This is a genomic window from Allobranchiibius sp. GilTou38, from assembly GCF_017565325.1.
Classification (GTDB): domain Bacteria; phylum Actinomycetota; class Actinomycetes; order Actinomycetales; family Dermatophilaceae; genus Allobranchiibius; species Allobranchiibius huperziae.
On sequence record NZ_JAGEKN010000005.1, the window covers coordinates 151,475 to 175,296 of the forward strand.

The following is a 23,822-nucleotide window of genomic DNA, read 5'->3' on the forward strand; positions in this document are numbered from 1 at the left end:
CGTGAGCCAGGACGTGGGCCGGGAGCCCGGGCAGGATGCGCAGATCGAGCCGCTGCAGGTCGACACCCCGCACATCATCATCGTCGGTCTGGTGCTGTGGGCGATCGCGCTCGTGGTCACGCTCGTCGTGCCGGCTCTGCACAGCGGCGACCGTCACTGGTGGCCGTGGGCAGCGCTGTCCGGCCTCCTCCTGGGCGCGCTGGGGCTTGCCTACGTACGACGCGGGCGCGGCAACGCGAGCGCGGCATGATCCGGCGAAACTCCTTCTCCCGAGAGGCTGCCCATGGTTTCCGAGACGTCCACTGACAACGTGGCCGACCGCACGGCGACCGTCGTGCTCTTCGGCGCCACCGGCGATCTGGCCAAGCGCAAACTCCTCCCGGGCCTGCTGCACCTCTTCCACTCCCGGCTGCTCGGCGACATCCGGCTCGTCGCCACGTCGCTGGAGGAGATGACCCGCGAGGAGTTCATCGACCTCGCGTCGCGCTCCATCGACGAGTTCTCGGTGCACAACCGCGACGACAAGGTCTGGCAGGCTTTCGCCAAGCGCGTCTACTACGTGCCCGGGTCGGCGGGTCCGCAGGGACTGGCCAAGACCGTGGCCGAAGCGGAGGCCGAGGTCACCGGCACCCTCCTGCCGCAGCGCCTGCACTACCTGAGCGTGCCGCCGAAGGCGGCGCTGGCGGTGACCCGCACGCTCGCCGAGGCGGGGTTGGCCGAGGGCAGTCGGATCGTCATGGAGAAGCCGTTCGGCACCGACCTCGCGAGTGCCGTGGCGCTCAACGCCGCGGTCCACGAGTTCTTCGACGAGGACCAGGTCTTCCGCATCGACCACTTCCTCGGCAAGGAGGCGGCGCTCAACATCCTGGCGTTCCGCTTCGCTAACGGACTCTTCGAGCCGATCTGGCACCGCAACAACATCGAGCACATCCAGATCGACGTGCCGGAGACCCTCGGCCTGGAACAGCGGGCGTCCTTCTACGAGGGCACCGGCGCCTACCGGGACATGGTCGTGACCCACCTCTTCCAGGTGCTGGCGTTCACTGCCATGGAGCCACCGACCGCGCTACTGCCCCAGGCGATCACCGAGGAGAAGAACAAGGTCTTCCGGTCGATGCAGCCGATCAACCCCAACGACGTCGTACGTGGCCAGTACCAGGGCTACCGCGACGAGAAGGGCGTCGCTCCGGAGTCGGAGACCGAGACGTTCATCGCCCTGAAGGCCTACATCGACAACTGGCGGTGGGCCGGCGTCCCGTTCTATCTGCGCACCGGCAAGAAGCTGTCCGAGGGCCAGCGGATCATCTCGGTCGCGTTCAAGGAACCGCCGAAGTCGATGTTCCCGTCCGGTTCCGGGGTCGGACAGAACGGCCCGGACCACCTGACCTTTGACCTCGCGGACAAGGCCAAGCTCTCGCTGTCGTTCTACGGCAAGCGACCCGGACCCGGCTTCCGCCTCGACAAGCTCTCGATGCAGTTCGCCTACCAGGACACCAGCTGGGCCGGGTCGGTGCTGGAGGCCTACGAGCGGCTCATCTACGACGCGATCCGAGGTGACCACACGCTGTTCACCTCGGCCGAGGGCATCGAGCGGCTGTGGGAGATCTCCGAACCCCTGCTCGACAACCCGCCGCCGGTGCGGCCCTACGCGCTCGGCTCATGGGGTCCGAATCAGATCCACCAGCTCATCGCCCCGCGAGCCTGGCGGCTTCCCTTCGAGCGCAAATGGCGTGCGCCTGCTCGCGATTGAGCTGCGCACACGAGGAGCGGCCGGTCGGGGATCACCCCGACCGGCCGTTCTCATCCGCCGGTCAGTGGCGGACGCGCCACGCGTGGGTGTGCGCCTGGTGGGCGTCCTGCGCCAAGGGGTAGTCGTAGCCCAACGCGTCGAGCATCGGCTGCGGTTGCGGCGCCTCGCTGGTCGGGAGCGGCTGGTCGCTCAGCAGTCCGGCGGTGGCGGTCGTCGCGGCGTAGTCGACGTAGTAGCTGATGATGCCGTTGTCTACCTCGCACGCGGTGTCCGCGGCCACGGTGCGGGCGTGCGGGTTCACCTTGACCAGGTTGACGAAGTAGTTCAGGTACTTGTCGCAGGTCGCCACGTCGGTGGACGACGCGCGCTTGCTGACGGAATGCTCGTAGGACCAGACGTTCTCGGAATCGACCGTCTTCACGCCGTTGAGCAGGTCGGACAGCCGGTTGGAGGTGTCGACGTAGATGTCGGTGGAGGCGACCGGGTTGCCCGTCTTCGACGTGTACGCCGTGAGATAGGTCCACTGCGCGCCGCGTACGGGATAGCAGTTGAAGCGCAGCTCCGGGCCCTGGAAATCCGAGTCCTGGGTGCCCGGCAGGAGGGTCGCGGTCGCGGAAGCCTTGGTAACCTGGCCGACCTCCCACTTGGCGTGCGACTCGCAGTCGCTGCGCGACCAGAAGTGCGCCTGGCGGCTGGTGCCGTGCAGGAAGATCGAGCCCGCAGGGTGGGCGGCAGCATGGGCGGGTGCGGCCGCCAGGGTGATGCCGGTACCGGCGAGCGCGGTCGCACCTGCGACCGCCGCGAGCGTCTTCAGCATGAGGTGATCCTTATCGGGAGACGGCGTGAGCGACCGCTCACGATCGGATCATAGGAGTCGCACACGGCTCGGTGCCCGCGTTGACACGGTTGTTCATCTGCTTCTCGCCGGACGTTCGCGGCGTACGGCGGGTGCCCGGAGGTCATATGCCTGGTGGCCGGGAGAACACCCCCGGCCACCCCACGCGTGCGGTCCCCTCTTTGCTGAGGGTGTGAGCACGGGCCCTCAGCAGCTGACGACGCCGACGACTGCCGGTACGCCGATAGTCGGGTTGAGCGGTACGTAGGACCATCCATCTCAGACCTAACTTCGGCTGATTTTCAGACCTAGGACCCGCCCTAGAACCCCTTCGCGGAACTCCGTCATCGATCGCGGTCGATCAGCGATCCACCATCCGCGAGAGATGTCCGCGCTGGGTGTGGACAACCCCGAAAAGTGTCACCGCGACGCGGGGGGATGTGGATAACTCAAGCTCGAATCGTGAACATCGGCAGTAGTTTTCGTGGTTCGATCTCTTGTGCAATGCATCGAACAAGCGTATGATTCAGGATAGACGGCAAGGGGCGCCGTCATCAGCGCAGGAGGGGCCATGGCGCAGTCGACGACCGACATCCATGGGCCTGCTGCGCCGGGTACAGGTGACCGGTTGATGGCTCTGCTGGGCGAGTTCGCTGCCGGGCTGGAGGAGTGGCCGGACGCTCTGTGGCAGTTGGACGAAGCGGCGCTGGGTGAGGTGGTCGGGAGCATGCTGCGGATCACGGCTCGTGCGGAGAATGTTGCGGCGCTGGCCACGGCGGATGCCCTGAGCCGTGGCACGGTGGCGAACTCCACGGCGACCGGGGCACCCGCCTGGGTGGCTCGGCAGGCGACCGGTGTGGACCCGACCGTGGTGCGCCGGGTCGGGGTGGTGGGCGTGGACTGTGCGGATCCGCGCAATCAGGTCGTGGTCGACTCGCTGGCCGATGGGTCGGCCAGCGTGCCGGTGGCCGCTGCCGCGTTACGCCAGGTCCCGCTGATCCTGCCGCAACTGCCGACCGCCGACCGGGATGACCTGCTGGGCCGGTACCTGTCCTTGTCGGACTACGGGGCACGCACGTTGCGGGAGTTGACCACCCGGATCCTGGGGCAATACGCCCCGCAGCAACTCGTACGCGATGAGGAGCGCCAGCAGGAGTGCGAATCAGTCTTCTGGGCCGACCTGCCCAGTGGGCTGACCCGGTTCGTCGCCGAACTGTCCGGCGCACACGCCGCGGTCGTGAAGCACGCCCTGCGCGCCTTGTCCGCACCCACGCCAGAGACCGGAGAAGGTGCACCAGAGCGTGACACCCGCACCCCGGCCAAGCGCCGCGCGGACGCCCTGGTGCAACTGGTCGACACCGCAGCCGGGGTGTTGGACGGCACCGCCCCGCGGCCGGTCGGAGAGTTCGGCGGAACCACCAAGATCCTTGTCACCCTCGACTACAACACTCTGCACGAGGGGCTCCGAGACGCCGGCCGGCTCGGTCACCCCAGCGAACACAGTTCAAACGACGGCAGATCCGCACCGACCTACCTTCCCGGCATCGGACGCACCACCGACGGCGAGCACCTCGACGCCGGCACCCTGCGACGACTCGCGTGCGACGCCGACCTCATCCCCGCAGTCCTCGGCACCGAGTCCGAACCGTTGGACATTGGCCGCGCGAAACGCCTGTTCACCGGCGGCCTGCGGACCGCGATCATCCACCGCGATAAGCACTGCACCTTCGCCGGCTGTGACCGGCCACCGGACTGGTGCGACGCACATCATGTACGGCCCTGGTGGGCCGGCGGCGAAACGAACCTCGGCAACGCAGCACTGCTCTGCGCCCGCCACCACACCATCGTGCACCGCGACCTGCTCACCGCCACCGTCGCCGCATCCGGTGTCACCTGGGATCTCACGCCAGGCCTTCTGCCCACCTGGCCCGGACAGCGGCCCGCCGCATAACGCTGACGGCGTTCACCACCATTGACGGCGTTCAAACACCGTCAACGAACGCGAACACCGTCAGCGTGCAGCGCGATCGGGTGTGGCGAACTCAGGCCTCCTGCGGCCCGTCGTCCGGTGCGTCGGACTCGGAGGTCGCGTCGGTCGGCTCGGGGAGTTCGGACTCTGGCGCGGCCGGCTCGACCTCCACCGCGGCGGGCGGCTCCTGCTCGGGCGCAGCAGGCGCGGCCTCGGAGACCTCCAGCGCGAACTCGTCCAGCACATGGCCCTGTTCGGGCTCGGAGGACGGCAGATCCAGCTCGACCTCGCTGTGCGCGCCGCACCCGTGGTCCAGGGAGACCACGGCGCCGTCGCTCGGCGACCAGGCGTTGGTGCAGACCCCGAAGACCTGGCGCAGTGCACCGGCCATGGGCAGGAAGAAACCGCACGTCGTGCACTGTGCCGGTGCCTTCACGGCGATCTCGGACGTGGGCCCGTGCGCGCCGTCGTACCAGCGCTGCGCAGCCTCGTCGCGACCCTCCGCGGACAGCACGCGCGGCCGTCCGAGGCCCAGTTCGAAGAAGCCCGTCTCGTCGACGTCCTCATCGCCGGTGGCCTCGAAGCCGGCCTCCAGGCGCGGGTCGTCCTCGATGTACGGCGTGATGTCGCCGGCGCCGATGTCACCGGGCGCCAGGCGCTCGGCGTACGGCAGCCACTCGGGCGACAGGACGGCCTGGTCGCCGGGGAGCAGGTTGGCCTCGCAGACCGTCGCGATCTTCGCGCGGGGGGCGCGGGCGACGGAAATCGACCAGTGCCAACCCTGGTATCCCCTGCGCTCACAAGCGAACTGGTGCATGGCCAGGCGCTCGTCGAGCATCACGACACCCAGGTGCTCACCGACGTCCTCGGCGGAGGAGATCTCGACGGCGGCCGCGCGGGCGACCTCGACCGCATCGGTCAGGACCTTGTCGGCCTTGGGCCGCGTCGAGCGCGTCTTGGTGGGCATGGACTCAGACCTCGAGGTCGTCGGCGACCGCGCGGAGGACGGCGGCGATCTTGCCGCTCTGCGCCTTGTCGGGGTAGCGGCCGCGGCGCAGTCCGTTGCCGAGCCCGTCGAGCATCTTGATCAGGTCCTCGACGATGAGGCTCATGTCGTCGGCGGGCTTGCGGTGGCGGGCAGCGAGCGAGGGAGCGGCGTCCAGGATCTTCACGCTCAGCGCCTGCGCGCCGCGACGGCCCTCGGCCACGCTGTACTCCACGCGGGTGCCGCCCTTGACCACGGTCGTGCCGGTGGGCAGGGCGCTGGAGGGCAGGAAGACGTCCTGGCCGTCGTCGCCGGAGACGAATCCGAAGCCCTTCTCGGAATCGAAGAATTTGACCTTGCCGCTGGGCACGATGCACCTACTCGTTCGCTGCGTGTTGGGGTGTTCCGTCGCATTTCCGCTGACGGACAAGGTTAACCCGTCGAGGCGGCTCGCTCGAACTCATTGAGCCGCTCCCCCAGAGCCACCAGGTCGGGCACGACGGCGTCGGCCCCGGCTTTTCTCAGCATCGCCTCGTCGTGCGGCCCGGTCGTCACGCCGACCGCGTACGCCGAGGCGGCCCGGGCGGCGTACATGTCGCCCTGGTGGTCACCGACGTACATCCGCGCGTCGTGAGCGCGCAGCGGGACCGCCTTGTCCTCGGCGAACACCGCCCCGACCACCACATCCGGGCGCAGGCCCACGTGCTCGAGCACCGCGTGCACCGCCGCGGGAGCCTTGGCGCTCACCACCAGCACCCGGCCGCCGTCGGCGTGGATCAGCTCGACCAGCTCGACCGCCCCCGGGAGGGCGGTGGTCAGTCGTACAGCGTGCTGTAGATAGACCGCCCGGTAGTCGTCAGCCGCGCCGCGCACCTGCTCAGCGGGGAGGAAACGACCCAGGTTGGCCTCCAGCGGAGCTCCGATCAGCGGCCACAGCTGCTCGTCACGTGCGGTGACACCGCGCTCGGACAGCACCTGCTGCATGCATTCGACGATCCCCTGCCGGGAGTCGACCAGGGTCATGTCGAGGTCGAACCCCACGACGAACGGCGCGCCGCTCACCACTGGTTCGGTGCCCCGCTCTGGGTCCACCGGCGGCGCTCGCCGGAGGAGCTCACGAGCCGCACGATCGCGAAGATCACCAGTGCGAGCCCGAGCAGCCCGAAGACGGCCGCACCCGCGAAGCCGAGAAGCACCGGGATCCCGATGTCGTGACCGAGGCCGTCGATCCTGCTCTGGGTGGCGACCCGGAAGGACGCGTCGCCGCAGTCGAGCCGGTAACTGCCCGCCGTGGTCGAGGTGAAGGCGGCCGCCTCCGTGTCGTCGTCGATGGTGCTGCCGGAGCTGCTGACGAAGCGGATGAACTGCCCGGACGGGTCCAGCGCGCCGCACCGCGCGCCCGCGCCGATCTGGTCGGCGGTGCCGCGGGAGGCCAGGAGGACGTACCGGGTCGACGCCTCCAGCCGCTGCGGGGCCGACGCCGTCCATCGGCCGTGCTGCAGGGCGTCCAGGCCGCTGCGCACGCCGGTCCAGATCCCGAGGCCCAGGCATCCGGGCGCCAGGATCAGCAGACAGACCAGCCCGATGCCGAGCGGCCACCAGCCGCGGGTGCGCGGTGGTCCCGCCGGGTCGACGTAGTGGTCGTTCATCAGAAGTACCAGGGGTAGGGCGACCAGTCGGGGTCGCGCTTCTCCAGGAACGAATCGCGGCCCTCGACGGCCTCGTCGGTCATGTACGCCAGGCGGGTCGCCTCGCCCGCGAAGACCTGCTGCCCCATCAGACCGTCGTCGGTGAGGTTCATGGCGAACTTCAGCATCCGCTGCGCGGTCGGGGACTTGCCGTTGATCTCGGCCGCGACCTGGATCGCCTCGCGTTCGAGCTCCGCGTGGTCGGCCACGATGTTGACCGCGCCCATTCGCTGCATGGCCTCCGCGTCGTACGTGCGGCCCAGGAAGAAGATCTCGCGCGCGAACTTCTGGCCGACCTGCTTGGCCAGGTACGCCGACCCGTAGCCCGCGTCGAACGAGCCGACGTCCGCGTCGGTCTGCTTGAACCGCGCGTGCTGGCGGCTCGCGATGGTCAGATCGCACACCACGTGCAGCGAGTGGCCGCCGCCCGCTGCCCAGCCGCCGACGACCGCGATCACGACCTTCGGCATCGTGCGGATCAGCCGCTGCACCTCCAGGATGTGCAGCCGCCCGCCCTGCGCCTTGACCCGCGCGGCGTCCACGGTGTCGGCGGTCTCGCCCTCCGCGTACTGGTATCCGCTGCGCCCGCGGATGCGCTGATCGCCGCCGGAGCAGAAACTCCACTTGCCGTCCTTGGGGCTCGGGCCGTTGCCGGTGAGCAGGATCGCGCCGACGTCGGGGGTCATCCGCGCGTGGTCGAGCACCCGGTAGAGCTCGTCGACGGTGTGCGGCCGGAACGCGTTCAGCACCTCCGGACGGTCGAAGGCGACCCGGACCGTGCCGCGCGCCGGGCCCTCCAGCGTGCACCGGTGATAGGTGATGTCGGTCAGGTCGAAACCGGCCACCGGCTCCCAGGACGAGGGATCGAACGGCTGGTCGGCGGCTGCGTCGGTCACGCGGACGACTGTATGCCGGGCGGTCGGGCGGGTGCACTCCCTGCCGGTCGCGGCTGCCGACCCGGTCGTACTGTCGGTGCCATGGATGCGGTGCAGGAGTGGAAGGACGCCCAGGCGCGCGTCATCGAGCTGGTCGAGGGGCTGTCCGCGGACGCAGCGGAGACGATCGTCCCCGCGTGCCCGGACTGGACCGTGCGCGACCTGCTGTCGCACATGATCGGTCTGGACGCCGACGTCCTCGCCGGTGACGAGCCCGATGACCACAACGAGGCGTGGACCGGCCAGCAGGTCGACCAGCGCCGTGGGCGGGACGTCGCGGCTCTGGTCGGCGAATGGCGTTCGCTCACCGAGCCTCTCGCGACATGGATGCAGGCGCACACCACCCGACCGCTCGGCGACGTGGTGATCCACGAACAGGACCTGCGAGCCGCGCTGCACTCCCTGGGTGCCCGGGACACCGACGGGCTGCGCGCGTTGCGCGACCGGATGGCGGACGGGTTCGCCGAGCGGGTGCGTGACACCGGCGCCTCCACGATCGAACTCCGTTCACCGACGTGGCAGTTCGTCGCGGGCGAAGGTGCGCCGGCGGTGCGGGTGGAGGCCTCGGAGTTCGACCTGACCCGCGCGCTGATGTCACGCCGCAGCGCCGACCAGCTACGCGCCTGGACCGTGGAGGGCGACATCGAGCCGTACGTCGAGCTCTTCGCCGGCCTGGGGCCGCTGCCGCACGACGCACCACCGGAGTGAGCCTCGTGAGCTGCGCCGACGTACCCGCTCTCGGGGATCTGCTCGACGGTCTGAGGGTCGTGAGCATCCCCCTGCGCACCCGGTTCCGCGGCATCGACTATCGCGAGATCGCCTACCTGGCAGGCCCGTCCGGCTACGGGGAGTTCGCGCCGTTCCTGGAGTACGAGCCGCCAGAGGCGTCGCGATGGCTGCTGGCCGCGATCGAGGCGGCATACGACGAGTGGCCCGTCGCGGTCCGCGAGAGCGTCCCGGTCAACGCGACCGTCCCTGCCGTCGACGCGGTCGACGTGCCCGCCGTCCTCGCCCGCTACGACGGCTGCACGACCGCCAAGGTGAAGGTCGCCGAGCGCGGGCAGCGCCCGGCCGACGACCTGGCGCGAGTGGCGGAGGTGCGCAACGTCCTCGGCGCGGACGGCCGGGTGCGGGTGGATGCCAACGGCGGCTGGTCCGTGGAAGAGGCCGCCGCGTCCCTCGAACGCCTTGCAGCGTATGGACTGGAGTACGCCGAACAGCCCTGCGCGACCGTCGAGGAGCTGGTCGAGTTGCGAACTCTGTTGGCGCACAGGGGCGTCGATGTGCGGATCGCGGCCGACGAGTCGATCCGCAAGGCCGAGGACCCGCTGCGGGTCGCGCGGCTCGGCGCCGCCGACATCGCCGTGGTCAAGGTCGCGCCTCTGGGCGGCGTGCGCGCCGCCCTTGCCGTCGCGCAGGAGTGCGGACTGCCGATCGTGGTCTCCAGCGCGCTGGACTCCAGTGTGGGCATCGCCGCCGGCCTCGCCCTGGCGGCGGCGCTGCCGTCGCTGGAGCACGCCTGCGGGCTCGGCACGGTCGAACTGCTCGAAGGCGACGTGACCACGGATCGCCTGGTGCCGCAGGCAGGCTCGCTGCAGGTCCGCAATCCCGAGGTCTCCCCCGAACTGCTCGACCGGTGGGCGGCCGCGCCCGGCCGGGTCCATTGGTGGCAGGACCGCGTCTCGGCCTGCCGCACAGCACTCAGCGCAGATCGCGCAAGGCGCCTCTGACCGACTCGAACAACTCGGGCGTCGCAGCCGCGAGCAGCGGCTTCGCGAGGCTGCCCGCGTCGTATGCGCCACCGTCGAGGTAACCGACGGCCCCGCCCACCTCGGCGACGATCAGCGAGCCCGGCACGTGGTCCCACGGCATCACGGATCGATAGAGCAGGTAGTCGCACTCGCCGGCGGCGAGCTTGGGGTAGTCGATCCCGCAACTGACCCAGGTCAGGGTCAGCGGCTCGAACCCGGCCGGGGTTCGGCCGATCATGGCCCGGTCCGACGTACGCCCGTCCGCCGGCTCGTGCGCCACCCGCCGCTCCAGCCGCACGCCGTCGCGGTAGGCGCCCGAGCCGCGTTCGGCGACGTACGCCGCCCGGTGCTCGGGCTGCCAGATCCACGCGCGCACCGGCTGGCCCCCGCGTACCTCGCCGATCATCATGGCGTGGTCGACCGAGCCGTGCACGAAGTTCTTGGTGCCGTCGATGGGGTCGACCGTGAAGAAGTCCTGCGTCGTCCGGGCGGCGGTGAGCAGCGACGGGTCTCCCGCGACCGCCTCCTCGCCCACGACGAGCACGCCGGGGTACGCCGCCCGCAGCCGCGCGGTGATCAGCACCTCCGCCTCGCGGTCGGCGACGGTCACCAGGTCGCCGGGATTCTTCTCCATCACCTGGTCGGCCGACAGGGCCCGGAACCGTGGCGTGACGACCTGCTCCCCGACCTCCTGCAGGAGGGCCAGGATCTCCTCGGTCTGCATCATTCGCGGTCGATCTTGTCCTTGCTGGCCTGCGCTCGGGGCCGCACCAGGATGCTGTCGAGGTTGACGTGCTCGGGCTGACCGGCGACGAACGCCACACACTCGGCGATGTCCTCCGCCGTCAGCGGTCCCTTCACCCCCCTGTACACCGCGTCCGCCCTCGCCTGGTCGCCGCCGAGGCGCACGAGGCTGAACTCGGGCGTTGCCACCATCCCGGGGTCGATCTCGCAGACCCGGACGGGCTGATCCCACAGCTCCAGCCGCAGCGACCCCATCAGCGCCTGCACCGCCGCCTTCACGCCGCAGTAGCCCGCGCCGCCCTCGTACGGCGCCCACGCTGCGTACGACCCGGTCGCGAGGATCGTGCCGTGCCCGGCGGTCAGCGCGGGAAGCAGCGCCTTGATCGTCGCGGCGACGCCGATCACGTTGACCTCGTACATCTTCCGCCAGTCGTCCAGGTCGGCCGTGGCCACCGGGTCGAGGCCGTAGGCGCCGCCGGCGTTCGCGAAGAGCAGGTCGATCCGGTCGCCCGCCGCCTCCGCGAGCGCAGCCACGTCAGCGCTCGACGTCACATCGCAGCGCACCGCGCGTCCGCCGATCTCGCGGGCCAGTCCGTCGATCCGGTCGGTTCGACGCGCCGCGCAGATCACCTCGAAACCGTCCGCCGCAAGCCGCAGGGCCGACGCCTCCCCGATCCCGCTGCTCGCGCCGGTCACCACTGCGATCCGCTTGGTCATGGGGGCAACGATAGGGCCGCGGCCTACGCTTGCTGACCGTGCCGACCCTCGTCCCGTACGCCGTCCGCCCGGATGACGTCGGCGCGTACCGGAACGCGCTGGGTCAGGCATTGGAAGGGACGGGGCCCGCGCTCGCGCTCGACTCCGCTGCGTTGCCCGATGGTCCCCTCCCGGACGATCTGGCCCTGGTCGTCAGCACATCCGGGTCGACCGGCTCCCCCAAGCGGGCGATGCTGACCGCGGCGGCGCTGCGGGCGAGCGCGGACGCGACGCACGAGCGACTCGGCGGTCCCGGCCAGTGGTTGCTGGCCATGCCGGCCCACCACATCGCCGGCACCCAGGTGATCATCCGGTCGCTGCGCGCCGGGACCGACCTGCTGGTGCTCGACCGGTTCGACGTCGACGGATTCGTCTCTCGCACCGCGCAGCTGACCGAGGAGCGCGCGTACACGTCGGTGGTGCCCACCCAGCTCGGCCGGTTGCTCGACGCGGCGCCGGAGTCCCTGCGCCGCTACGCCGGGATCCTCCTCGGCGGGGCCGCGGCCTCACCGACCCTGCTCGCGCGCGCCGCGGACGCCGGGGTGAGCGTGCTCACGACGTACGGGATGAGCGAGACCGCAGGTGGCTGCGTCTACGACGGCGTGCCCCTGGCGGGCGTGTCGGTTGAGCTGGAGGAGGACGGGCGGATCACGCTGGCCGGCCCGACGATCGCGCACGGCTACCTGGCCGACCCCGAGCGCACGGAAGCGGCGTTCGACCTCTCGACCCCGCTGCGGCGGTTCCGCACTGACGACCTCGGTGAGGTGCGCGACGGGGTGCTGCGGGTGCTCGGGCGCCGCGACGACGTGATCGTCACCGGCGGCCTGAAGGTCGCGCCGCAGGTCGTGCAGGACGCGGCGGCCGCGCTCCCCGGGGTCGCGGACGCGGTCGCGCTGGCGCTCCCGGACCCCGAGTGGGGGCAGGTGGTCGCGCTGGCCGTCGTCCCCACCCGTTTTGGACATGCGCAACGGGGCACATCCGACCCGCTGCGCATGTCCGATTCATGGACGGTGCACGAGGTGCGCGACGCACTGCGAGGGGATCTCCCGGCGTACGCGCTGCCCCGCCGGCTCCTCGTGCTGGACGCGCTCCCGCTGCGCGGACCAGGTAAGCCGGACCGCGTGGCGCTGGCGGCCCTGCCCGGATGGCAGGATTGAGCCACCTCCCCGCACGTCCGAAAGGCAGCCGCACCCCACCATGGCCACGTTGAACCAGTGGGTGCAGGGCGCCCGGCCGCGCACCCTGCCCCTCGCCGTCGCCCCCGTCGTGGCCGGCACCGGAGCGGCGTACGCGCTGCGGCACGCCAACCCGACGTACGCCGTGCTCGCCCTGCTCGTCGCCGTCAGCCTGCAGATCGGCGTGAACTACGCCAACGACTACTCCGACGGCATCCGCGGCACCGACGACGAGCGCGTCGGCCCGGTCCGGCTGGTCGGGCAGCGGCTGGCGACGGCGGGCAACGTCAAGCTCGCGGCCTTCATGGCGTTCGGTTTCGCCGCGCTGTGCGGGCTGGCGCTCGTGGCGCTGGCCAACCAGTTCTGGCTGCTGCTCATCGGGGTCCTCGCCATCGTCGCCGCGTGGAAGTACACCGGCGGCAAACACCCCTACGGCTACCTCGGCCTCGGCGAGCTCTTCGTCTTCGTCTTCTTCGGCCTCGTCGCGACGCTGGGCACCACCTACACCCAGGTCGGACACGTCGAGAGCGCCACCTGGGCTGCCGCCGTGGGCGTGGGCGCGATGGCGTGCGCGGTGCTCGTCGCCAACAACCTGCGCGACATCCCGGGCGACCGCGAGGTCGGCAAGCGGACCCTGGCCGTGCGGATGGGCGAGCACGGCACGGCGGTCTTCTACGTCTTCCTGCTCTGCGTCGCGCTGGCAGCGACCATCTTCGCGGCCCACACCCGCACGTGGACGCTGCTCGGGATCCTCGGCGTCGGCGCGGCCGTCCCGTCCATGCTGCTGATCGTGCGAGGCACCCGCGGTCGCGCGCTGATCCCCGCGATCGCCGGCACCAGCCTCGCGGCGCTCGGGTACGGCGTGCTGCTCGGCCTCGGTTTCTACCTCGACTACCTGGTCGGCTGACCTCACGGCGTCGGATCAGGTCGACGTGAGCGCGTCGCCCAGTTCGGTGCGCCAGTAGAGCACTTCGCGTCCCGAGCGCCGTCGCAGGACGGCACCGGCGTCCAGCAGCACCCGCAGGTGGCCGCCGACAGACCCGATGGGCAGTCCGGTCAGTGCCGCGAGTTGGGTGGTGCTGTGCGGGGCGGACAGTTCCCGCAACACCCGGGCCCGGTTGCCGCCGACCAGCTTGGCCAGGCCGTCTCCGAGGGGTGACCCGGTGTCGGCGAGCGCGCCTCCGACCGGGTAGGCCAGGGCGTAGTGGGTGGGCAGTCTCCACGAGACCCAGGTGCCCGGGGAGTGGACCGGCACGAAGGAGAGCGAGAGCGCGTCCCGCAGGTCGCGCGGCGGGATGTCGTGTCGGCTCACCACCAGCTGCCCGTCGGGAAGCCAACTCCATCGCGCGGACAACTCGGGTATGACGGCCGCCCATCCTCCGCTCGCGAGCCGCGCCGTCCGCGAGACGATGTCGGCCTGCAGCACCCGCTCCCGACGGGGCCAGTCCGACGCCACCGTCGCGGTCCACACCCACTCCAGCAACGCCAGCAGCTCACGGTGGACGCCAGGTGCCTGCAGGATCTCCGCGGGTGACTGGTGCCCGACCTCCCACAGATCGCCCAGCACCCTGGCGTCGTCCCATTCACGGGCGATGACGTCGAGCTCCTCCTGGAAGCTCATGCCGGGCCGCTCCGGTGCGACGGTCAGAAAGTCGGCCATCCATCCCAGTCTGTTCGCGGTGCTACCGCGAAAGGCGCTGTGCAGCAGCGTTGCTCGCACGGGATGATCGGCCAGCATGGCGTCGTACGCCGCACGGTGCGCCGAGTAGAAGGCACGTTGCCAGGGCACGTTCGGCGGTCGCCCGAGCAAGGTGATGGCCGCGGACACCTCGTGCAGCGGCGACACCACGAACCGGGACCGCGCGAGAAGGTCCGCCGGCACGATCCATCGGCTCAATGTTTCGCCCTCACGCGAATCATTGTGCCTCGGCGACCCCGAGTGCCAGCGTCGATCTTCATGCGCACCTACCGCGACATCTTCGCCGTCTCGCAGTTCCGTGCGCTCTTCGTGGCTCGATGCATCGTGATGACATCGATCTCGCTGGCAGGTCTGGCGCTCGGCACCATCACCTACGGTGCCACCGGCTCACCGGTCCTGACCGCGCTCAGCATGTTCGGCGGACCCCTCATCACGCTGCTCGGCTCGTCCCTGGTGCTCGGAGCCTCCGATTCGCTGCGCCCCCGCACCGCGATGATCGCCTCGGCCGTGGCCGCTCTGGTCGCCGACTCGCTCCAGGCCATCCCGGGCATGCCGTGGGGCGCGCGGTTCGCGATCCTTGCGGTGCCGTTCCTGGTCGCGTCGGCGACGGGTGGATCGACGGTCAGGCTTCTCACCGCGATCGTTCCGGCTGACGGACTGCTCCTGGGTCGCGCCACACTCAACATCGCCGTCGGCGTCATGCAGATCATCGGATACGGGCTGGGTGGCGTTCTCCTGCACTGGTTCTCGGCACCTGGGCTGTTCGTGATCGCCGCCGTCGCCGATGTCGTCGCGATCGTCGTGGTGCGCCTCGGCGTCGGCGACCACCGCGCCGTGTCGAACGGGGGCAGCAGCCTCATGCGCCGTACCCGCACCGTGAACCGCTCGTTGCTCGGTTCGCGCGTGACACGCCCGCTCTACCTCTGCATGTGGGTGCCCAACGGTCTGATCGTCGGATGCGAAGCGCTGTTCGTCCCGTTCGCGGGTGCGGCCGGGGCGGGTCTCCTCTTCGCGACGTCCGCGGCAGGGATGCTCTTCGGGGATGTGGTGATGGGGCGCTTCATCCCGCCGCCCCTGCGCGATCGACTGATCGGGCCGGTACGGCTCTGGCTCGCCGCGCCGTACCTGGCGTTCTTCTGCCACCCCGCGCTGCCCGTGGCAGCCGTGCTCGCGTTCCTGGCGTCCTTCGGCTACTGCGCGTCGTTGCCGATGCAGGAGAGGCTGCTGGGCTGCACCTCACCGGACATCCGTGGTCAGACCTTCGGGCTCTTCAGCAACGGACTGATGATCGGCCAGTCGCTGGGCGCGCTCGCCGGAGGGGCCGTGGCCATGGCAGTCCCGCCGTACGATGCCATGGGCATCCTCGCGGTCGCGTCGGCCCTGGTCACCGTCTCACTCACCCGCGGCCTCAGACGTTCGGCGCCCCACGTCCGGTCGGGGAAGACGACCGGCGTCGAGCCGGCAGAGGACGAGGGCATGATGCTGCGGTGACGACAGCACATGGCGACAGCGGCGGCCCTGCGATCCGGGCTGCCGCGACCGAGGACGTCCCGGCGATCGCAGCCCTGGTCGACCGGATGTGGCGCACGACGTACGCCGATCTGGTCGACGATTCCTTCTGGGCGACCGTGCCGATGACGTTCTGGGCCGCGGAGGTCCGCTCCCACCTCTGCGTCGCGCCGACCGCGCTCGTCGCGGTCGAGGGGGACGACGTCGTCGGATGGGTGTGCAGCGGCCCGGCCCGTTCGGAGCAGATCGACATCCCACGAGCGCGCAGCCGCGAGCTCTACACCCTGTACGTCGGCGCCCCCGGCCACGGCCTCGGCCAACACCTCCTCGACGCCGCGCTCCCGAACGACGAGCCGGCCGAACTCTGGGTCTTCGAGGCCAACCTCGCGGCGCAGCGCTTCTATCGGCGCAACGGCTTCACGCCGGAGGGCAGCCGGCACGTCTACCTGCCCGAGACCGCGGCCCTGCCGGAGATCCGGATGGTGCGCTGACACCGCGCGGCATGATGGATGGTGACGGCGTCGGCGGACGCGCGACGCGGATCGGAGCAGCGTCATGACCTCTTCGTGGTCCACCGACGAGGCGGCTCACATCACCGCCGCCGACGAGCTGCAGATCGCCGTCAGGCGGGCGGACGGGACGTTGCGCCGGTGGGTGACGATCTGGGTCGTGTGCGTCGGCACGGAGGCCTACGTGCGGACGTGGTACCGGCGCGACACCGGCTGGTTCGGCCACGCGACGAGGTCCCTGAAGGGCCGCATCAAGGTCCCCGGCCTCGAGGCCGACGTCACCATCAAGGACGTCGGCAGCCGCCCCGCCGAGCTGCGCGCGGACGTCGACGCCGCCTACCGCGCCAAGTACGGCAGCACCTCCGGGGACCGGATGGTCGGCGACGACGCAGCCGACGCCACGCTGCGGCTGGTGCCCGACCGTCCCTGACGGTGATTGCGGCGCCGTCGGATTGCGGATGGTTCGGTGACCGACCCGGCATGATGCTGCGATGACGACTTCGCAGCACGCCGATCGCGAGAAGTTCGAGCACCTGCGCACGACGCTCGAGACGGCGGGGGTGCGGGCGGTGCTCGGCACCACCGTCAACGCCGCCGGGCTGACTCTCGCCAAGAGCGTGCCGATGCCGCGCTTCGAGGCGTTCCACCGCACGGGCCTCGGGGCGGCGCGGGTGTGGCCGGTGTTCTGCATCGACGCCGCGATCGCCTCCGCCCCGGGCATCGACGCCACCGGAGATCTGCGGCTGCGCATCGACATCGACGCGCTGCACGACCTCGGCGACGGACTCGCGTGGGCTCCAGCCGATCTGCGGACGCAGCAGGGGGATCCGGTCGGCGCGTGCACGCGCAGCCTCCTTCGGACCGTCGAGCAGCAGCTGGCGTCCGCGGGGTTGGCGGCACTCGTCGGCCACGAGCTGGAGTTCGTGCTGGTCGGCTCCGACGGAGCGGCGCAGGGCGGCGGCTGGGTGCCGTACGGCGCGACCGGACTGCTCGACCAGGAGGCCTTCGCCTCCGACCTGCTCATGGCCGCCGAGGCCGGTGGGCTCCGGATCGAGCAGCTGCACAGCGAGTACGGCCCGCAGCAGTTCGAGTTCTCCCTCGCACCGCAGTCACCGGTCGACGCGGCCGACGCCGTCGTGCTGGCCAAGCTTCTCGTCGGGCGCACGGCACGACGTCACGGGATGCGGACGTCGTTCTCCCCCAAACCGTTCCACGGGGCGGTGGGCAACGGTGCGCACCAGCACTTCTCGCTGCAACGAGACGGCCGGCCGCTCTTCGGAGGCGGTGACGGACCGCACGGCATGACCAGCGACGGCGGTGCTGCGATCGGCGGTGTCCTGCGCGGGCTGGCCGAGGTGCAAGGTCTGCTGACCGGGTCGCTGCTCTCCGGTGCGCGCCTCTCCCCCGGCATGTGGTCCGGCGCGCACGCCGGCTGGGGTCTGGAGAACAGGGAGACCGCCGTACGCCTCATCCGGGGCAGCACCCCGGACGGCTCCAACGTGGAGGTGAAGTGCATCGACCCGTCAGCCGGCGTCTACGCCGCGAGCGCGGCGGTGTTGGCGCTCGCCCTCGAGGGCATCACCGACGGCACGTCGTTGCCCGCCGAGGTCGACGAAGACCCCAGCGGATGGAGCGACGAGGACCGGGCTGCGGCCGGGGTGCCGCTGCTACCCGACGACCTGGCGACTGTCCTGGCGGCGCTGGACGGATCCGCGCGCGCCCGGCGGCTGCTGGGCGACGACATCGTCGACGCTACGGTCGGCGTACGACGGCACGAACTCGACACCTACGGCGACCGGGAACCGGAGGAGGTCGCCGAGCTGTTTCGGCTCGCCTGGTCGATCTGACGCCGGCTCAGCGGTAGGAGGAGTGCGGCGCGAGACGCAGGGACTGGGGCCGCGCCCGGTCGTGGCCGTAGATCAGCAGCCCGCCCGTCGCGTCGGCCAGCTCCCGTAGTGAGTACGCGCTGCGCCGAGCCGCTACCGGATCGTGATGGGCCGTCCAGTCGTCCCGCTCGAAGCTGCTCGCGACGTGCACAGCATCTCCCGCGAGGATCACCGTCCCGGTCTGCGGGAGCTGCACCACGACGGACTGGTGGCCGGGCGTATGTCCTGGAGTGGGCAGCACCCGCACCCCCGGCGCGACTTCGGCCGGGCCGTCGAGCAGCTCGTACGCCAGCTGCGGCAGGTCCCAGAAACGCGCCGGGTAGTCGGGGTTGTCGCGCGCGAAGTCGACCTGGGCACGCTGCGCGAAGCACCGCGCGTGCGGGAAGAGGTCGTTGTCGCCGGCGTGATCGAAATGCAGGTGGGTGTTGACGACGTACCCGACGTCCACGGGCGTCAGACCGAGCTCACCGAGCCGGTGGGTGAGCGTGTCCGCAGGAGTCATCACCCCGCGCAGATCGCCCTGGGAGTCCGTTCCCCGCCAGGCCAGGTCCGGGTCGTCGACGTGACCCCGGTGCATCCCCGTGTCGACGAGCAGGTGGGCACCGTCGGCGAGCCGCACCAGGTACGCCGAGACCGGAAGCCGCAGACGCGACCCGCCCGAGCGGGGCGCCACGGTCGAGGCGGTGCAGTCGCACACCCCCAGGTCGAGCACCCACAGCTGCTCGGCGCAGGAGGTCAGTCGTCGTCCTCGGCCGTGCGCATCGCGTCGGCCTTCTCGCGCTTCTTCTCGACCCGGCGCTCGACCTGGGCGGCGAACCGCTCACGAGGCACCCGCAGCGCGTAGACCGAGATGACCGCGGACACCACTGCGGAGATCACCAGCAGCGGCCAGCCACGCAGCTGGCAGAACCACAGCGCGATGAGGACGAGGAAGAACGTCGACAGGCGCAGGAGGGTGTAGCGGGCCATTCAGGTCACAGCCCGGAGTAGGAGTGCTGGCCGACGAAGTACACGTTGACGACGCCGTAGTTGATCAGGATCGCGGCGAAACCGGCCAGCGCGATGTACGCCGCCTTCTTGCCGGACCAGCCGGCCGTCGCGCGGGCGTGCAGGTAGGCGGCGTAGACGACCCAGATGACGAGCGTCCAGACCTCCTTGGGGTCCCAGTTCCAGTAGTGGCCCCACGCCTCCTGCGCCCAGATCGCCCCGGCGATGAGCGTGAAGGTCCACATCGGGAACGCCACGATGAGCACGCCGTACGTCGTGCGGTCCAGCGACGCCGCGGACGGCAGCGCGTCCATCCACTTGAGGCGCTCGCGACCCGCCTCGCCCCGCTCGTCGCGCCAGTTCTGCACGAAGTAGGCCACGGTCAGGCTGAACGCCAGCGTCGACAGCGCCACGGACAGGGTCGCGACAGTGACGTGGATGGACAGCCAGTAGCTCTGCAGCGACGGCATCAGCGAGCTGGCCGCGGTGTAATAGACGACGGCGGCGAGCATCTCGAAGAGCACGATCGGGCCGGTCACGAAGACGCCCAGCCAGCGGATGTCCGACTTCAGGCTCCACGCGAGGAAGAACACCATGGCGAACATGCAGCCGACCATGGAGAACTCGTACATATTGCCCAGAGGCGGGCGACCCACCGCGATGGTGCGGGTGGCGACGGCGACGATGAGCAGCAGCGTGCCGAGCCAGGACAGCGACATGCCGATGCCGCCCCACTGCCGCTTCTCCGGCGTCAGCTGCGTGGTGGCGGGCGCGTCGACGAGCACGTCGCCGTCGGCCGTGGCCCGGGTCTGCGCGGCGGTGGACCGACGTGCCTCCAGGCGCGCCGCTCGGTGCGGCGCACCGGCCAGGTCGAGCGCGAAGGAGACCATCGCGAGCGTGAGCACCAGCGCCGAGGCCCACAGGAAGTGGGAGGAGAGGGTGGCGACGCCCGTGTTGATGTGGTCGTTGCTGAAGTCGAACTTCATGTGCGGGCACCTGCCTGAGTACGGAGCTGTACGTGCGTGCTGTCATCGCCGGCCACCGCGAGCGCCAGCCCGTCGATCGCCACCTGCAACCGCGGGTCCTCGCCCTTGGCGAGGCCGCCGACCCTGACCAGGCTACGCGCGGGATCCTGGGGGTCCGCCGACACCTTCACGAAGACCCGCCGGCGGCGCAGCGTCATCGACATGATCAGCCCGATCAGGCCGAGCAGCGCGCCGTAGAGCGCGGGCATCTTGCCGGGGTCGTGCCGGGTCGAAAGGCCCGCCCAGCGCTGCACGTTGTCGAAGGTGATCGAGCCCCGTCCGCCCGGCAGCTTCGTCGTCTGCCCCGGCTTGAGGACGATCCGCAGCGGCTGCTTGGCCTGAGCGCCGGTGCCCTGCACCTGCTTCATGGCCGAGGGGTCGAGCGTGTAGACCGATTGGGCCGCGCCGTTCGGGAAGAGATTACCCACCCACATCCCGAGCACCAGCGCGGGGTCCTTCGGCGCGGGGAAGGTCGAGACGGGACCGGCCGTGTCGGAGAACGCAGCGGTCGGCAGGAAGAACCCGTAGAACCCCATCTGCTTCGCAGCAGGCAGCGACGACACCTTGATCGCACCGGTGGACTTGTAGTTGTTGTCCTGGGACAGGAACGGCGTCTCCTGCCGGTAGAGCACGTTGCCCTTGGCGTCGCGCACGGTGATCATCGGCGCGTAGCCGTTGCCGAGCAGGTAGACCGAGCTGCCGCCGATCGGCAGCGAGTGGTTGACGGAGATCACCTCGCGCTTGGACTTGCCGTTCGTGCCGGTGACCGTGGTGTACGCGGTGAAGTGGCGCGGCTGGCCGTACTGCGGCGACGTCGGCGGGACCTTGTCCTCGAACGACACGTCCAGGCTGTTCAGGCGGATCGACCACGGGCTGAACTTCGAGTCGTCGACGAGCGGCCCGAGGTTCTCGGTGTCGTAGCCGCCGCTGTTGGAGAAGCCCTGGCCGACCGGCACGATCACGTCGGCGCGCCATCCCCACAGGTGCCCCGCGGCGACGGCCAATACGACCCAGATCAGGCACGAGTGGAAGATCAGGTTGCCGGTCTCGCGCATCCGACCGGCTTCCGCCGCGATGGACCACGACGACTGCGCACCGCCCTCGACGGTCTCGTCCTCGCGCACCCGGTAGCGCTTGCGCTTCAGCACCTCCCGCGCGCGGTCGAGCACGACGTCGGCCGGTTCGTCGACGCTGCGCTCGACGTACGCCGGCAGCCGCGACAGGTTCTTGGGCGTCCGCGGCACCGGCGCCCGCAGCGTGCGCAGGTGGATGCGGATGCGCGGGATCACGCAGCCGATGAGCGAGATGATCAGCAGGATGTAGATCGCCGCGAACCACGGCGACGTGAAGACGTTGAAGAAGCCCAGTCGGTCGAGCCACGGCGCCAGGCTCGGGTGGTTGGTCTTGTACGTCGCGACGCGGCCGGCGTCGATGCCGGTCTGCGGGATGATCGACCCGGGGATCGCCGCGACCGCCAGCAGCAGGAGCAGGAACAGCGCCGTGCGCATCGAGGTCAGCTGCCGCCAGAACCATCGAGCGGTCCCGAGCGGGCCGAGCCGGGGCTGGGTGATGGTGCTCATCAGATCGCCGGCTCGAACGCGCCGTTGCCGACGAGCTGTATCTGGATCCAGGTCACGAAGTCCTCCCAGAGACCGCTCACCATGAGCACTCCCACGATGAGCATCAAGGTGCCGCCTATCAGCTGCACCGCCCGGTGGTGGTCGCGCAGCCAGCGCGAGGCGCGTTCGGCGCGGGACCAGCCCGCCGCGATGAGCACGAAGGGGATGCCGAGCCCGATGGTGTAACAAATGGCGAGCACTACCCCGCGCGGTACCGACCCGCTGTCGTGGTTCAGCGGTGCCGCCGCGACCAGGATCGCGCCGTAGACAGGGCCGACGCAGGGGCTCATGCCGAGCCCGAACACCACGCCCAGCAGCGGTGCGCCGAGCAGGCCGGCGGCGGGGCGCCAGCTCACCGGCAGCCCTCGCTGCCCGAGGAAACCGAGGTAGACCAGCGCCAACAGGATGACGACGACCCCGCCGACCCGGGTCACCAGACCCAGGTGGTTGCGGGTCAGGTCCAGCGCCCAGCTGAGGGCGAGGGAAACGCCGACGAGGACGACGCCGAAACCCAGCACGAAGAGCAGCGCGCCCGAGACGAGTCTGGTGCGGCGGCGTTCGTCGGTCAGACCGGTCACGTAGGCGAGGAATCCGGGCACCAGCGGCAGCACGCACGGGGAGGCGAACGACACCAACCCGGCGGCGAGAGCGAGGCCCACCGCGAGCGGGAGGCTGCCGGTGGCGACGACCTGCTGCACGTCGGCTGACATCGCCGTCACTTGCCGGACAGGGTGTCGTCGACGAGGCCGACCAAGGTGGTGCTGTCGACCGGTCCGGTGACCCGCGCGGCCACGCGGTGCTGGGAGTCCAGCACCAATGTGGTCGGTGCGCTGCCCCCGAAGTTGCCACCGAGCGCGGCGATCGTCTGGCCGTCGCCGTACTGCAGCGACGGGTAGGTCATCCCCCGCTCCCGCGTCGTCGCGAGCGCGGTGTCGGTGCCTTCCTTGTAGTCGAGGCCCATCAGCACGACCGGTTTGCCGCTGGCCTTGAGCTGCGTCCACGCCTTCTGCAGGTCGCCGAACTCCGTCTGGCACGGCCCGCACCACGAGCCCCAGACGTTGAGCACGACGACCTTGCCCTTAGCGCTGGCGGTGCTCGACCACGGCGCACCGGTCAGCTCCGTGCCGGACACCGCGAGCGGCTTGCCGCGCTGCGCGACCGACAGCTGCTCGACGGTCCTGTCGCTGCCGCCGCCGCCGGCGTTGCGGGCCTGCCCGCCGATGGTGTTGCCTCCGCCACCGCTGCTGCACGCCGTCAGGAGGACGGCCGCGCACACCGCACCCGCGGTCAGACGTAGCGGCCTCATGCGCCGACCACCGCGGATGCGAGGGGAAGCAGCGAGGCGGCCGGCTCGGCGTACGTCACCATCGTGACCTCCGGGCCGCGGAAGGTCAGGCTGGTGACCGAGGCGAGTGTGCACTCGCGGTTGCGCGGGTTGTGCCACAGGCGGCGGTGTTCGGCGTCGAGCCGCGAGATCCATACGGGCAACTGGTGGCTCACGATCACTGCCTCACGACCTTCGGCCTTCACCCGTGCATCGGCGATCGCCGCGCGCATGCGGGCGGCGATCTGTACGTACGGCTCCCCCCAGGACGGCTTGACCGGGTTGACCAGCTTCGGCCAGAAGCGCGGTTGGAGCAGCTGACGGGGCGAGGCGCCCACTGTCAGCCCCTCGAAGTCGTTGTCGGCCTCGATGACGCGATCGTCCAGCGTCACCGGCAACCGGGCCACCTCGGCGAGCGGCTCAATCGTCTGCTGAGCGCGTTCCAGAGGCGAGGACACGAGGTGGGCGATGTCGTTGTCGGCGAGGTAGGCCGCGGTCATGTGCGCCATCCGCACACCGAGCTCCGACAGCTTGAAACCCGGCATCCTGCCGTAGAGCACCTTGCCCGGGTTGTAGACCTCCCCGTGGCGCACCAGGTGCACGATCGTGCGGTCCCCTCCCGTCATGTCCCCCAGTTTCTCATCCGTGTCTGTGTGGTTCGTGACCGCCGGGGCAC

Annotated in this window: 27 protein-coding genes; 11 read left to right on the forward strand and 16 right to left on the reverse strand. The window is 70.5% G+C overall.

Going from position 1 to position 23,822, the window contains the following annotated elements; all coding sequences use genetic code 11:
• The first annotated feature begins 1 nt into the window (after position 1).
• Positions 2–250, forward strand: a complete 249-nt coding sequence (locus tag JOB34_RS04135; protein ID WP_347813711.1) for a DUF2530 domain-containing protein — start codon at positions 2–4, stop codon at positions 248–250.
• Between the two features lie 60 nt (positions 251–310).
• Complete coding sequence (zwf, locus tag JOB34_RS04140) at positions 311–1,750, forward strand: glucose-6-phosphate dehydrogenase (protein ID WP_347813712.1); 1,440 nt, start codon at positions 311–313, stop codon at positions 1,748–1,750.
• Between the two features lie 61 nt (positions 1,751–1,811).
• On the opposite strand, the gene JOB34_RS04145 is transcribed toward zwf, so the two are convergent.
• Complete coding sequence (locus JOB34_RS04145) at positions 1,812–2,567, reverse strand: hypothetical protein (RefSeq protein ID WP_208051532.1); 756 nt, start codon at positions 2,565–2,567, stop codon at positions 1,812–1,814.
• 649 nt (positions 2,568–3,216) lie between these two features.
• Here JOB34_RS04145 and JOB34_RS04150 point away from each other — a divergent pair.
• The gene (locus JOB34_RS04150) at positions 3,217–4,536 is read left to right on the forward strand and encodes an HNH endonuclease signature motif containing protein (protein WP_208051533.1); all 1,320 of its coding nucleotides are present in this window, start codon (positions 3,217–3,219) and stop codon (positions 4,534–4,536) included.
• 91 nt (positions 4,537–4,627) lie between these two features.
• Here JOB34_RS04150 and JOB34_RS04155 read toward each other — a convergent pair whose 3' ends face one another.
• The 5 genes from JOB34_RS04155 to JOB34_RS04175 all read right to left on the reverse strand — a co-directional run bounded on the left by JOB34_RS04155 (position 4,628) and on the right by JOB34_RS04175 (position 8,123).
• The gene (locus tag JOB34_RS04155) at positions 4,628–5,521 is read right to left on the reverse strand and encodes a DUF3027 domain-containing protein (RefSeq protein ID WP_208051534.1); all 894 of its coding nucleotides are present in this window, start codon (positions 5,519–5,521) and stop codon (positions 4,628–4,630) included.
• Between the two features lie 4 nt (positions 5,522–5,525).
• A complete protein-coding gene (locus tag JOB34_RS04160; RefSeq protein ID WP_179478864.1) occupies positions 5,526–5,909 on the reverse strand; it encodes a cold shock domain-containing protein in 384 nt (127 codons plus the stop codon).
• A gap of 62 nt (positions 5,910–5,971) precedes the next feature.
• Positions 5,972–6,601, reverse strand: a complete 630-nt coding sequence (locus tag JOB34_RS04165) for an HAD hydrolase-like protein (RefSeq protein WP_208051535.1) — start codon at positions 6,599–6,601, stop codon at positions 5,972–5,974.
• Positions 6,598–7,188, reverse strand: coding sequence for a hypothetical protein (locus JOB34_RS04170; RefSeq protein WP_208051536.1), 591 nt, complete (start codon positions 7,186–7,188; stop codon positions 6,598–6,600). The genes JOB34_RS04165 and JOB34_RS04170 overlap by 4 nt, the downstream gene beginning before the upstream one ends.
• A complete protein-coding gene (locus JOB34_RS04175; protein WP_208051537.1) occupies positions 7,188–8,123 on the reverse strand; it encodes a 1,4-dihydroxy-2-naphthoyl-CoA synthase in 936 nt (311 codons plus the stop codon). Before JOB34_RS04175 ends, JOB34_RS04170 begins: the two co-directional genes overlap by 1 nt.
• An 81-nt stretch (positions 8,124–8,204) precedes the next feature.
• Here JOB34_RS04175 and JOB34_RS04180 point away from each other — a divergent pair, with 81 nt between their 5' ends.
• Both JOB34_RS04180 and JOB34_RS04185 read left to right on the forward strand, forming a co-directional pair.
• The gene (locus JOB34_RS04180; protein WP_208051538.1) at positions 8,205–8,870 is read left to right on the forward strand and encodes a maleylpyruvate isomerase family mycothiol-dependent enzyme; all 666 of its coding nucleotides are present in this window, start codon (positions 8,205–8,207) and stop codon (positions 8,868–8,870) included.
• Positions 8,867–9,892, forward strand: coding sequence for an o-succinylbenzoate synthase (locus tag JOB34_RS04185; protein ID WP_208051539.1), 1,026 nt, complete (start codon positions 8,867–8,869; stop codon positions 9,890–9,892). Before JOB34_RS04180 ends, JOB34_RS04185 begins: the two co-directional genes overlap by 4 nt.
• Here the strand turns inward: JOB34_RS04185 and JOB34_RS04190 are convergent.
• Both JOB34_RS04190 and JOB34_RS04195 read right to left on the reverse strand, forming a co-directional pair.
• Positions 9,864–10,640 (reverse strand): inositol monophosphatase, encoded by a 777-nt coding sequence (locus JOB34_RS04190; RefSeq protein ID WP_243757605.1) that lies wholly within the window; start codon positions 10,638–10,640, stop codon positions 9,864–9,866. The two genes, JOB34_RS04185 and JOB34_RS04190, sit on opposite strands and share 29 nt — an antisense overlap.
• Complete coding sequence (locus tag JOB34_RS04195) at positions 10,637–11,374, reverse strand: SDR family oxidoreductase (RefSeq protein ID WP_208051540.1); 738 nt, start codon at positions 11,372–11,374, stop codon at positions 10,637–10,639. Before JOB34_RS04195 ends, JOB34_RS04190 begins: the two co-directional genes overlap by 4 nt.
• Before the next feature lie 38 nt (positions 11,375–11,412).
• On the opposite strand from JOB34_RS04195, the gene menE reads away from it, so the two are divergent.
• Positions 11,413–12,570, forward strand: a complete 1,158-nt coding sequence (gene menE, locus JOB34_RS04200) for an o-succinylbenzoate--CoA ligase (protein WP_208051541.1) — start codon at positions 11,413–11,415, stop codon at positions 12,568–12,570.
• 40 nt (positions 12,571–12,610) lie between these two features.
• Entirely contained in the window at positions 12,611–13,495 is an 885-nt protein-coding gene (locus tag JOB34_RS04205; RefSeq protein ID WP_208051542.1) for a 1,4-dihydroxy-2-naphthoate polyprenyltransferase, read from the forward strand.
• Positions 13,496–13,510: 15 nt separating this feature from the next.
• Here JOB34_RS04205 and JOB34_RS04210 read toward each other — a convergent pair whose 3' ends face one another.
• The gene (locus JOB34_RS04210; protein ID WP_347813713.1) at positions 13,511–14,470 is read right to left on the reverse strand and encodes a helix-turn-helix domain-containing protein; all 960 of its coding nucleotides are present in this window, start codon (positions 14,468–14,470) and stop codon (positions 13,511–13,513) included.
• Between the two features lie 75 nt (positions 14,471–14,545).
• Between JOB34_RS04210 and JOB34_RS04215 the strand changes: the two genes are divergently transcribed.
• From JOB34_RS04215 to JOB34_RS04230, 4 genes are all read left to right on the forward strand, one after another.
• A complete protein-coding gene (locus JOB34_RS04215) occupies positions 14,546–15,778 on the forward strand; it encodes a hypothetical protein (protein WP_208051544.1) in 1,233 nt (410 codons plus the stop codon).
• Positions 15,775–16,287, forward strand: coding sequence for a GNAT family N-acetyltransferase (locus JOB34_RS04220; RefSeq protein WP_208051545.1), 513 nt, complete (start codon positions 15,775–15,777; stop codon positions 16,285–16,287). The genes JOB34_RS04215 and JOB34_RS04220 overlap by 4 nt, the downstream gene beginning before the upstream one ends.
• Before the next feature lie 64 nt (positions 16,288–16,351).
• Entirely contained in the window at positions 16,352–16,735 is a 384-nt protein-coding gene (locus JOB34_RS04225) for a DUF2255 family protein (RefSeq protein WP_208051546.1), read from the forward strand.
• 61 nt (positions 16,736–16,796) lie between these two features.
• Entirely contained in the window at positions 16,797–18,152 is a 1,356-nt protein-coding gene (locus JOB34_RS04230) for a glutamine synthetase family protein (protein WP_208051547.1), read from the forward strand.
• A 7-nt stretch (positions 18,153–18,159) separates the two neighbouring features.
• Here JOB34_RS04230 and JOB34_RS04235 read toward each other — a convergent pair whose 3' ends face one another.
• From JOB34_RS04235 to JOB34_RS04265, 7 genes are read right to left on the reverse strand one after another with little or no spacing between them, the layout of a single operon-like run.
• The gene (locus JOB34_RS04235) at positions 18,160–18,903 is read right to left on the reverse strand and encodes an N-acyl homoserine lactonase family protein (RefSeq protein ID WP_208051548.1); all 744 of its coding nucleotides are present in this window, start codon (positions 18,901–18,903) and stop codon (positions 18,160–18,162) included.
• Between the two features lie 23 nt (positions 18,904–18,926).
• The gene (locus JOB34_RS04240) at positions 18,927–19,160 is read right to left on the reverse strand and encodes a DUF4229 domain-containing protein (RefSeq protein ID WP_179478848.1); all 234 of its coding nucleotides are present in this window, start codon (positions 19,158–19,160) and stop codon (positions 18,927–18,929) included.
• Between the two features lie 5 nt (positions 19,161–19,165).
• Positions 19,166–20,164 carry a c-type cytochrome biogenesis protein CcsB gene (ccsB, locus tag JOB34_RS04245; protein ID WP_208051549.1) on the reverse strand — a complete coding sequence of 333 codons (999 nt, stop codon included), beginning with the start codon at positions 20,162–20,164 and terminating at the stop codon, positions 19,166–19,168.
• Complete coding sequence (locus tag JOB34_RS04250; protein ID WP_208051550.1) at positions 20,161–21,783, reverse strand: cytochrome c biogenesis protein ResB; 1,623 nt, start codon at positions 21,781–21,783, stop codon at positions 20,161–20,163. Before JOB34_RS04250 ends, ccsB begins: the two co-directional genes overlap by 4 nt.
• Positions 21,783–22,532, reverse strand: coding sequence for a cytochrome c biogenesis protein CcdA (locus JOB34_RS04255; RefSeq protein ID WP_208051697.1), 750 nt, complete (start codon positions 22,530–22,532; stop codon positions 21,783–21,785). The genes JOB34_RS04250 and JOB34_RS04255 overlap by 1 nt, the downstream gene beginning before the upstream one ends.
• Before the next feature lie 5 nt (positions 22,533–22,537).
• A complete protein-coding gene (locus JOB34_RS04260) occupies positions 22,538–23,128 on the reverse strand; it encodes a TlpA disulfide reductase family protein (protein WP_208051551.1) in 591 nt (196 codons plus the stop codon).
• On the reverse strand, positions 23,125–23,772 hold the full coding sequence (locus tag JOB34_RS04265; protein WP_208051552.1) for a histidine phosphatase family protein: 648 nt from the start codon (positions 23,770–23,772) through the stop codon (positions 23,125–23,127). The genes JOB34_RS04260 and JOB34_RS04265 overlap by 4 nt, the downstream gene beginning before the upstream one ends.
• Positions 23,773–23,822: the final 50 nt, after the last annotated feature.

What these genes read in the sequence shown, in the direction of transcription:
- JOB34_RS04250 (WP_208051550.1), bottom strand. Translation starts at nt 21,783, where the DNA reads ATGAGCACCATCACCCAGCCCCGGCTCGGCCCGCTCGGGACCGCTCGA.
- JOB34_RS04145 (WP_208051532.1), bottom strand. Translation starts at nt 2,567, where the DNA reads ATGCTGAAGACGCTCGCGGCGGTCGCAGGTGCGACCGCGCTCGCCGGT.
- JOB34_RS04190 (WP_243757605.1), bottom strand. Translation starts at nt 10,640, where the DNA reads ATGATGCAGACCGAGGAGATCCTGGCCCTCCTGCAGGAGGTCGGGGAG.
- ccsB (WP_208051549.1), bottom strand. Translation starts at nt 20,164, where the DNA reads ATGAAGTTCGACTTCAGCAACGACCACATCAACACGGGCGTCGCCACC.
- JOB34_RS04225 (WP_208051546.1), top strand. Translation starts at nt 16,352, where the DNA reads ATGACCTCTTCGTGGTCCACCGACGAGGCGGCTCACATCACCGCCGCC.
- JOB34_RS04260 (WP_208051551.1), bottom strand. Translation starts at nt 23,128, where the DNA reads ATGAGGCCGCTACGTCTGACCGCGGGTGCGGTGTGCGCGGCCGTCCTC.
- JOB34_RS04155 (WP_208051534.1), bottom strand. Translation starts at nt 5,521, where the DNA reads ATGCCCACCAAGACGCGCTCGACGCGGCCCAAGGCCGACAAGGTCCTG.
- JOB34_RS04215 (WP_208051544.1), top strand. Translation starts at nt 14,546, where the DNA reads ATGCGCACCTACCGCGACATCTTCGCCGTCTCGCAGTTCCGTGCGCTC.
- JOB34_RS04205 (WP_208051542.1), top strand. Translation starts at nt 12,611, where the DNA reads ATGGCCACGTTGAACCAGTGGGTGCAGGGCGCCCGGCCGCGCACCCTG.
- JOB34_RS04195 (WP_208051540.1), bottom strand. Translation starts at nt 11,374, where the DNA reads ATGACCAAGCGGATCGCAGTGGTGACCGGCGCGAGCAGCGGGATCGGG.
- JOB34_RS04240 (WP_179478848.1), bottom strand. Translation starts at nt 19,160, where the DNA reads ATGGCCCGCTACACCCTCCTGCGCCTGTCGACGTTCTTCCTCGTCCTC.
- JOB34_RS04255 (WP_208051697.1), bottom strand. Translation starts at nt 22,532, where the DNA reads ATGTCAGCCGACGTGCAGCAGGTCGTCGCCACCGGCAGCCTCCCGCTC.
- JOB34_RS04170 (WP_208051536.1), bottom strand. Translation starts at nt 7,188, where the DNA reads ATGAACGACCACTACGTCGACCCGGCGGGACCACCGCGCACCCGCGGC.
- JOB34_RS04230 (WP_208051547.1), top strand. Translation starts at nt 16,797, where the DNA reads ATGACGACTTCGCAGCACGCCGATCGCGAGAAGTTCGAGCACCTGCGC.
- JOB34_RS04150 (WP_208051533.1), top strand. Translation starts at nt 3,217, where the DNA reads ATGGCTCTGCTGGGCGAGTTCGCTGCCGGGCTGGAGGAGTGGCCGGAC.
- JOB34_RS04180 (WP_208051538.1), top strand. Translation starts at nt 8,205, where the DNA reads ATGGATGCGGTGCAGGAGTGGAAGGACGCCCAGGCGCGCGTCATCGAG.
- JOB34_RS04265 (WP_208051552.1), bottom strand. Translation starts at nt 23,772, where the DNA reads ATGACGGGAGGGGACCGCACGATCGTGCACCTGGTGCGCCACGGGGAG.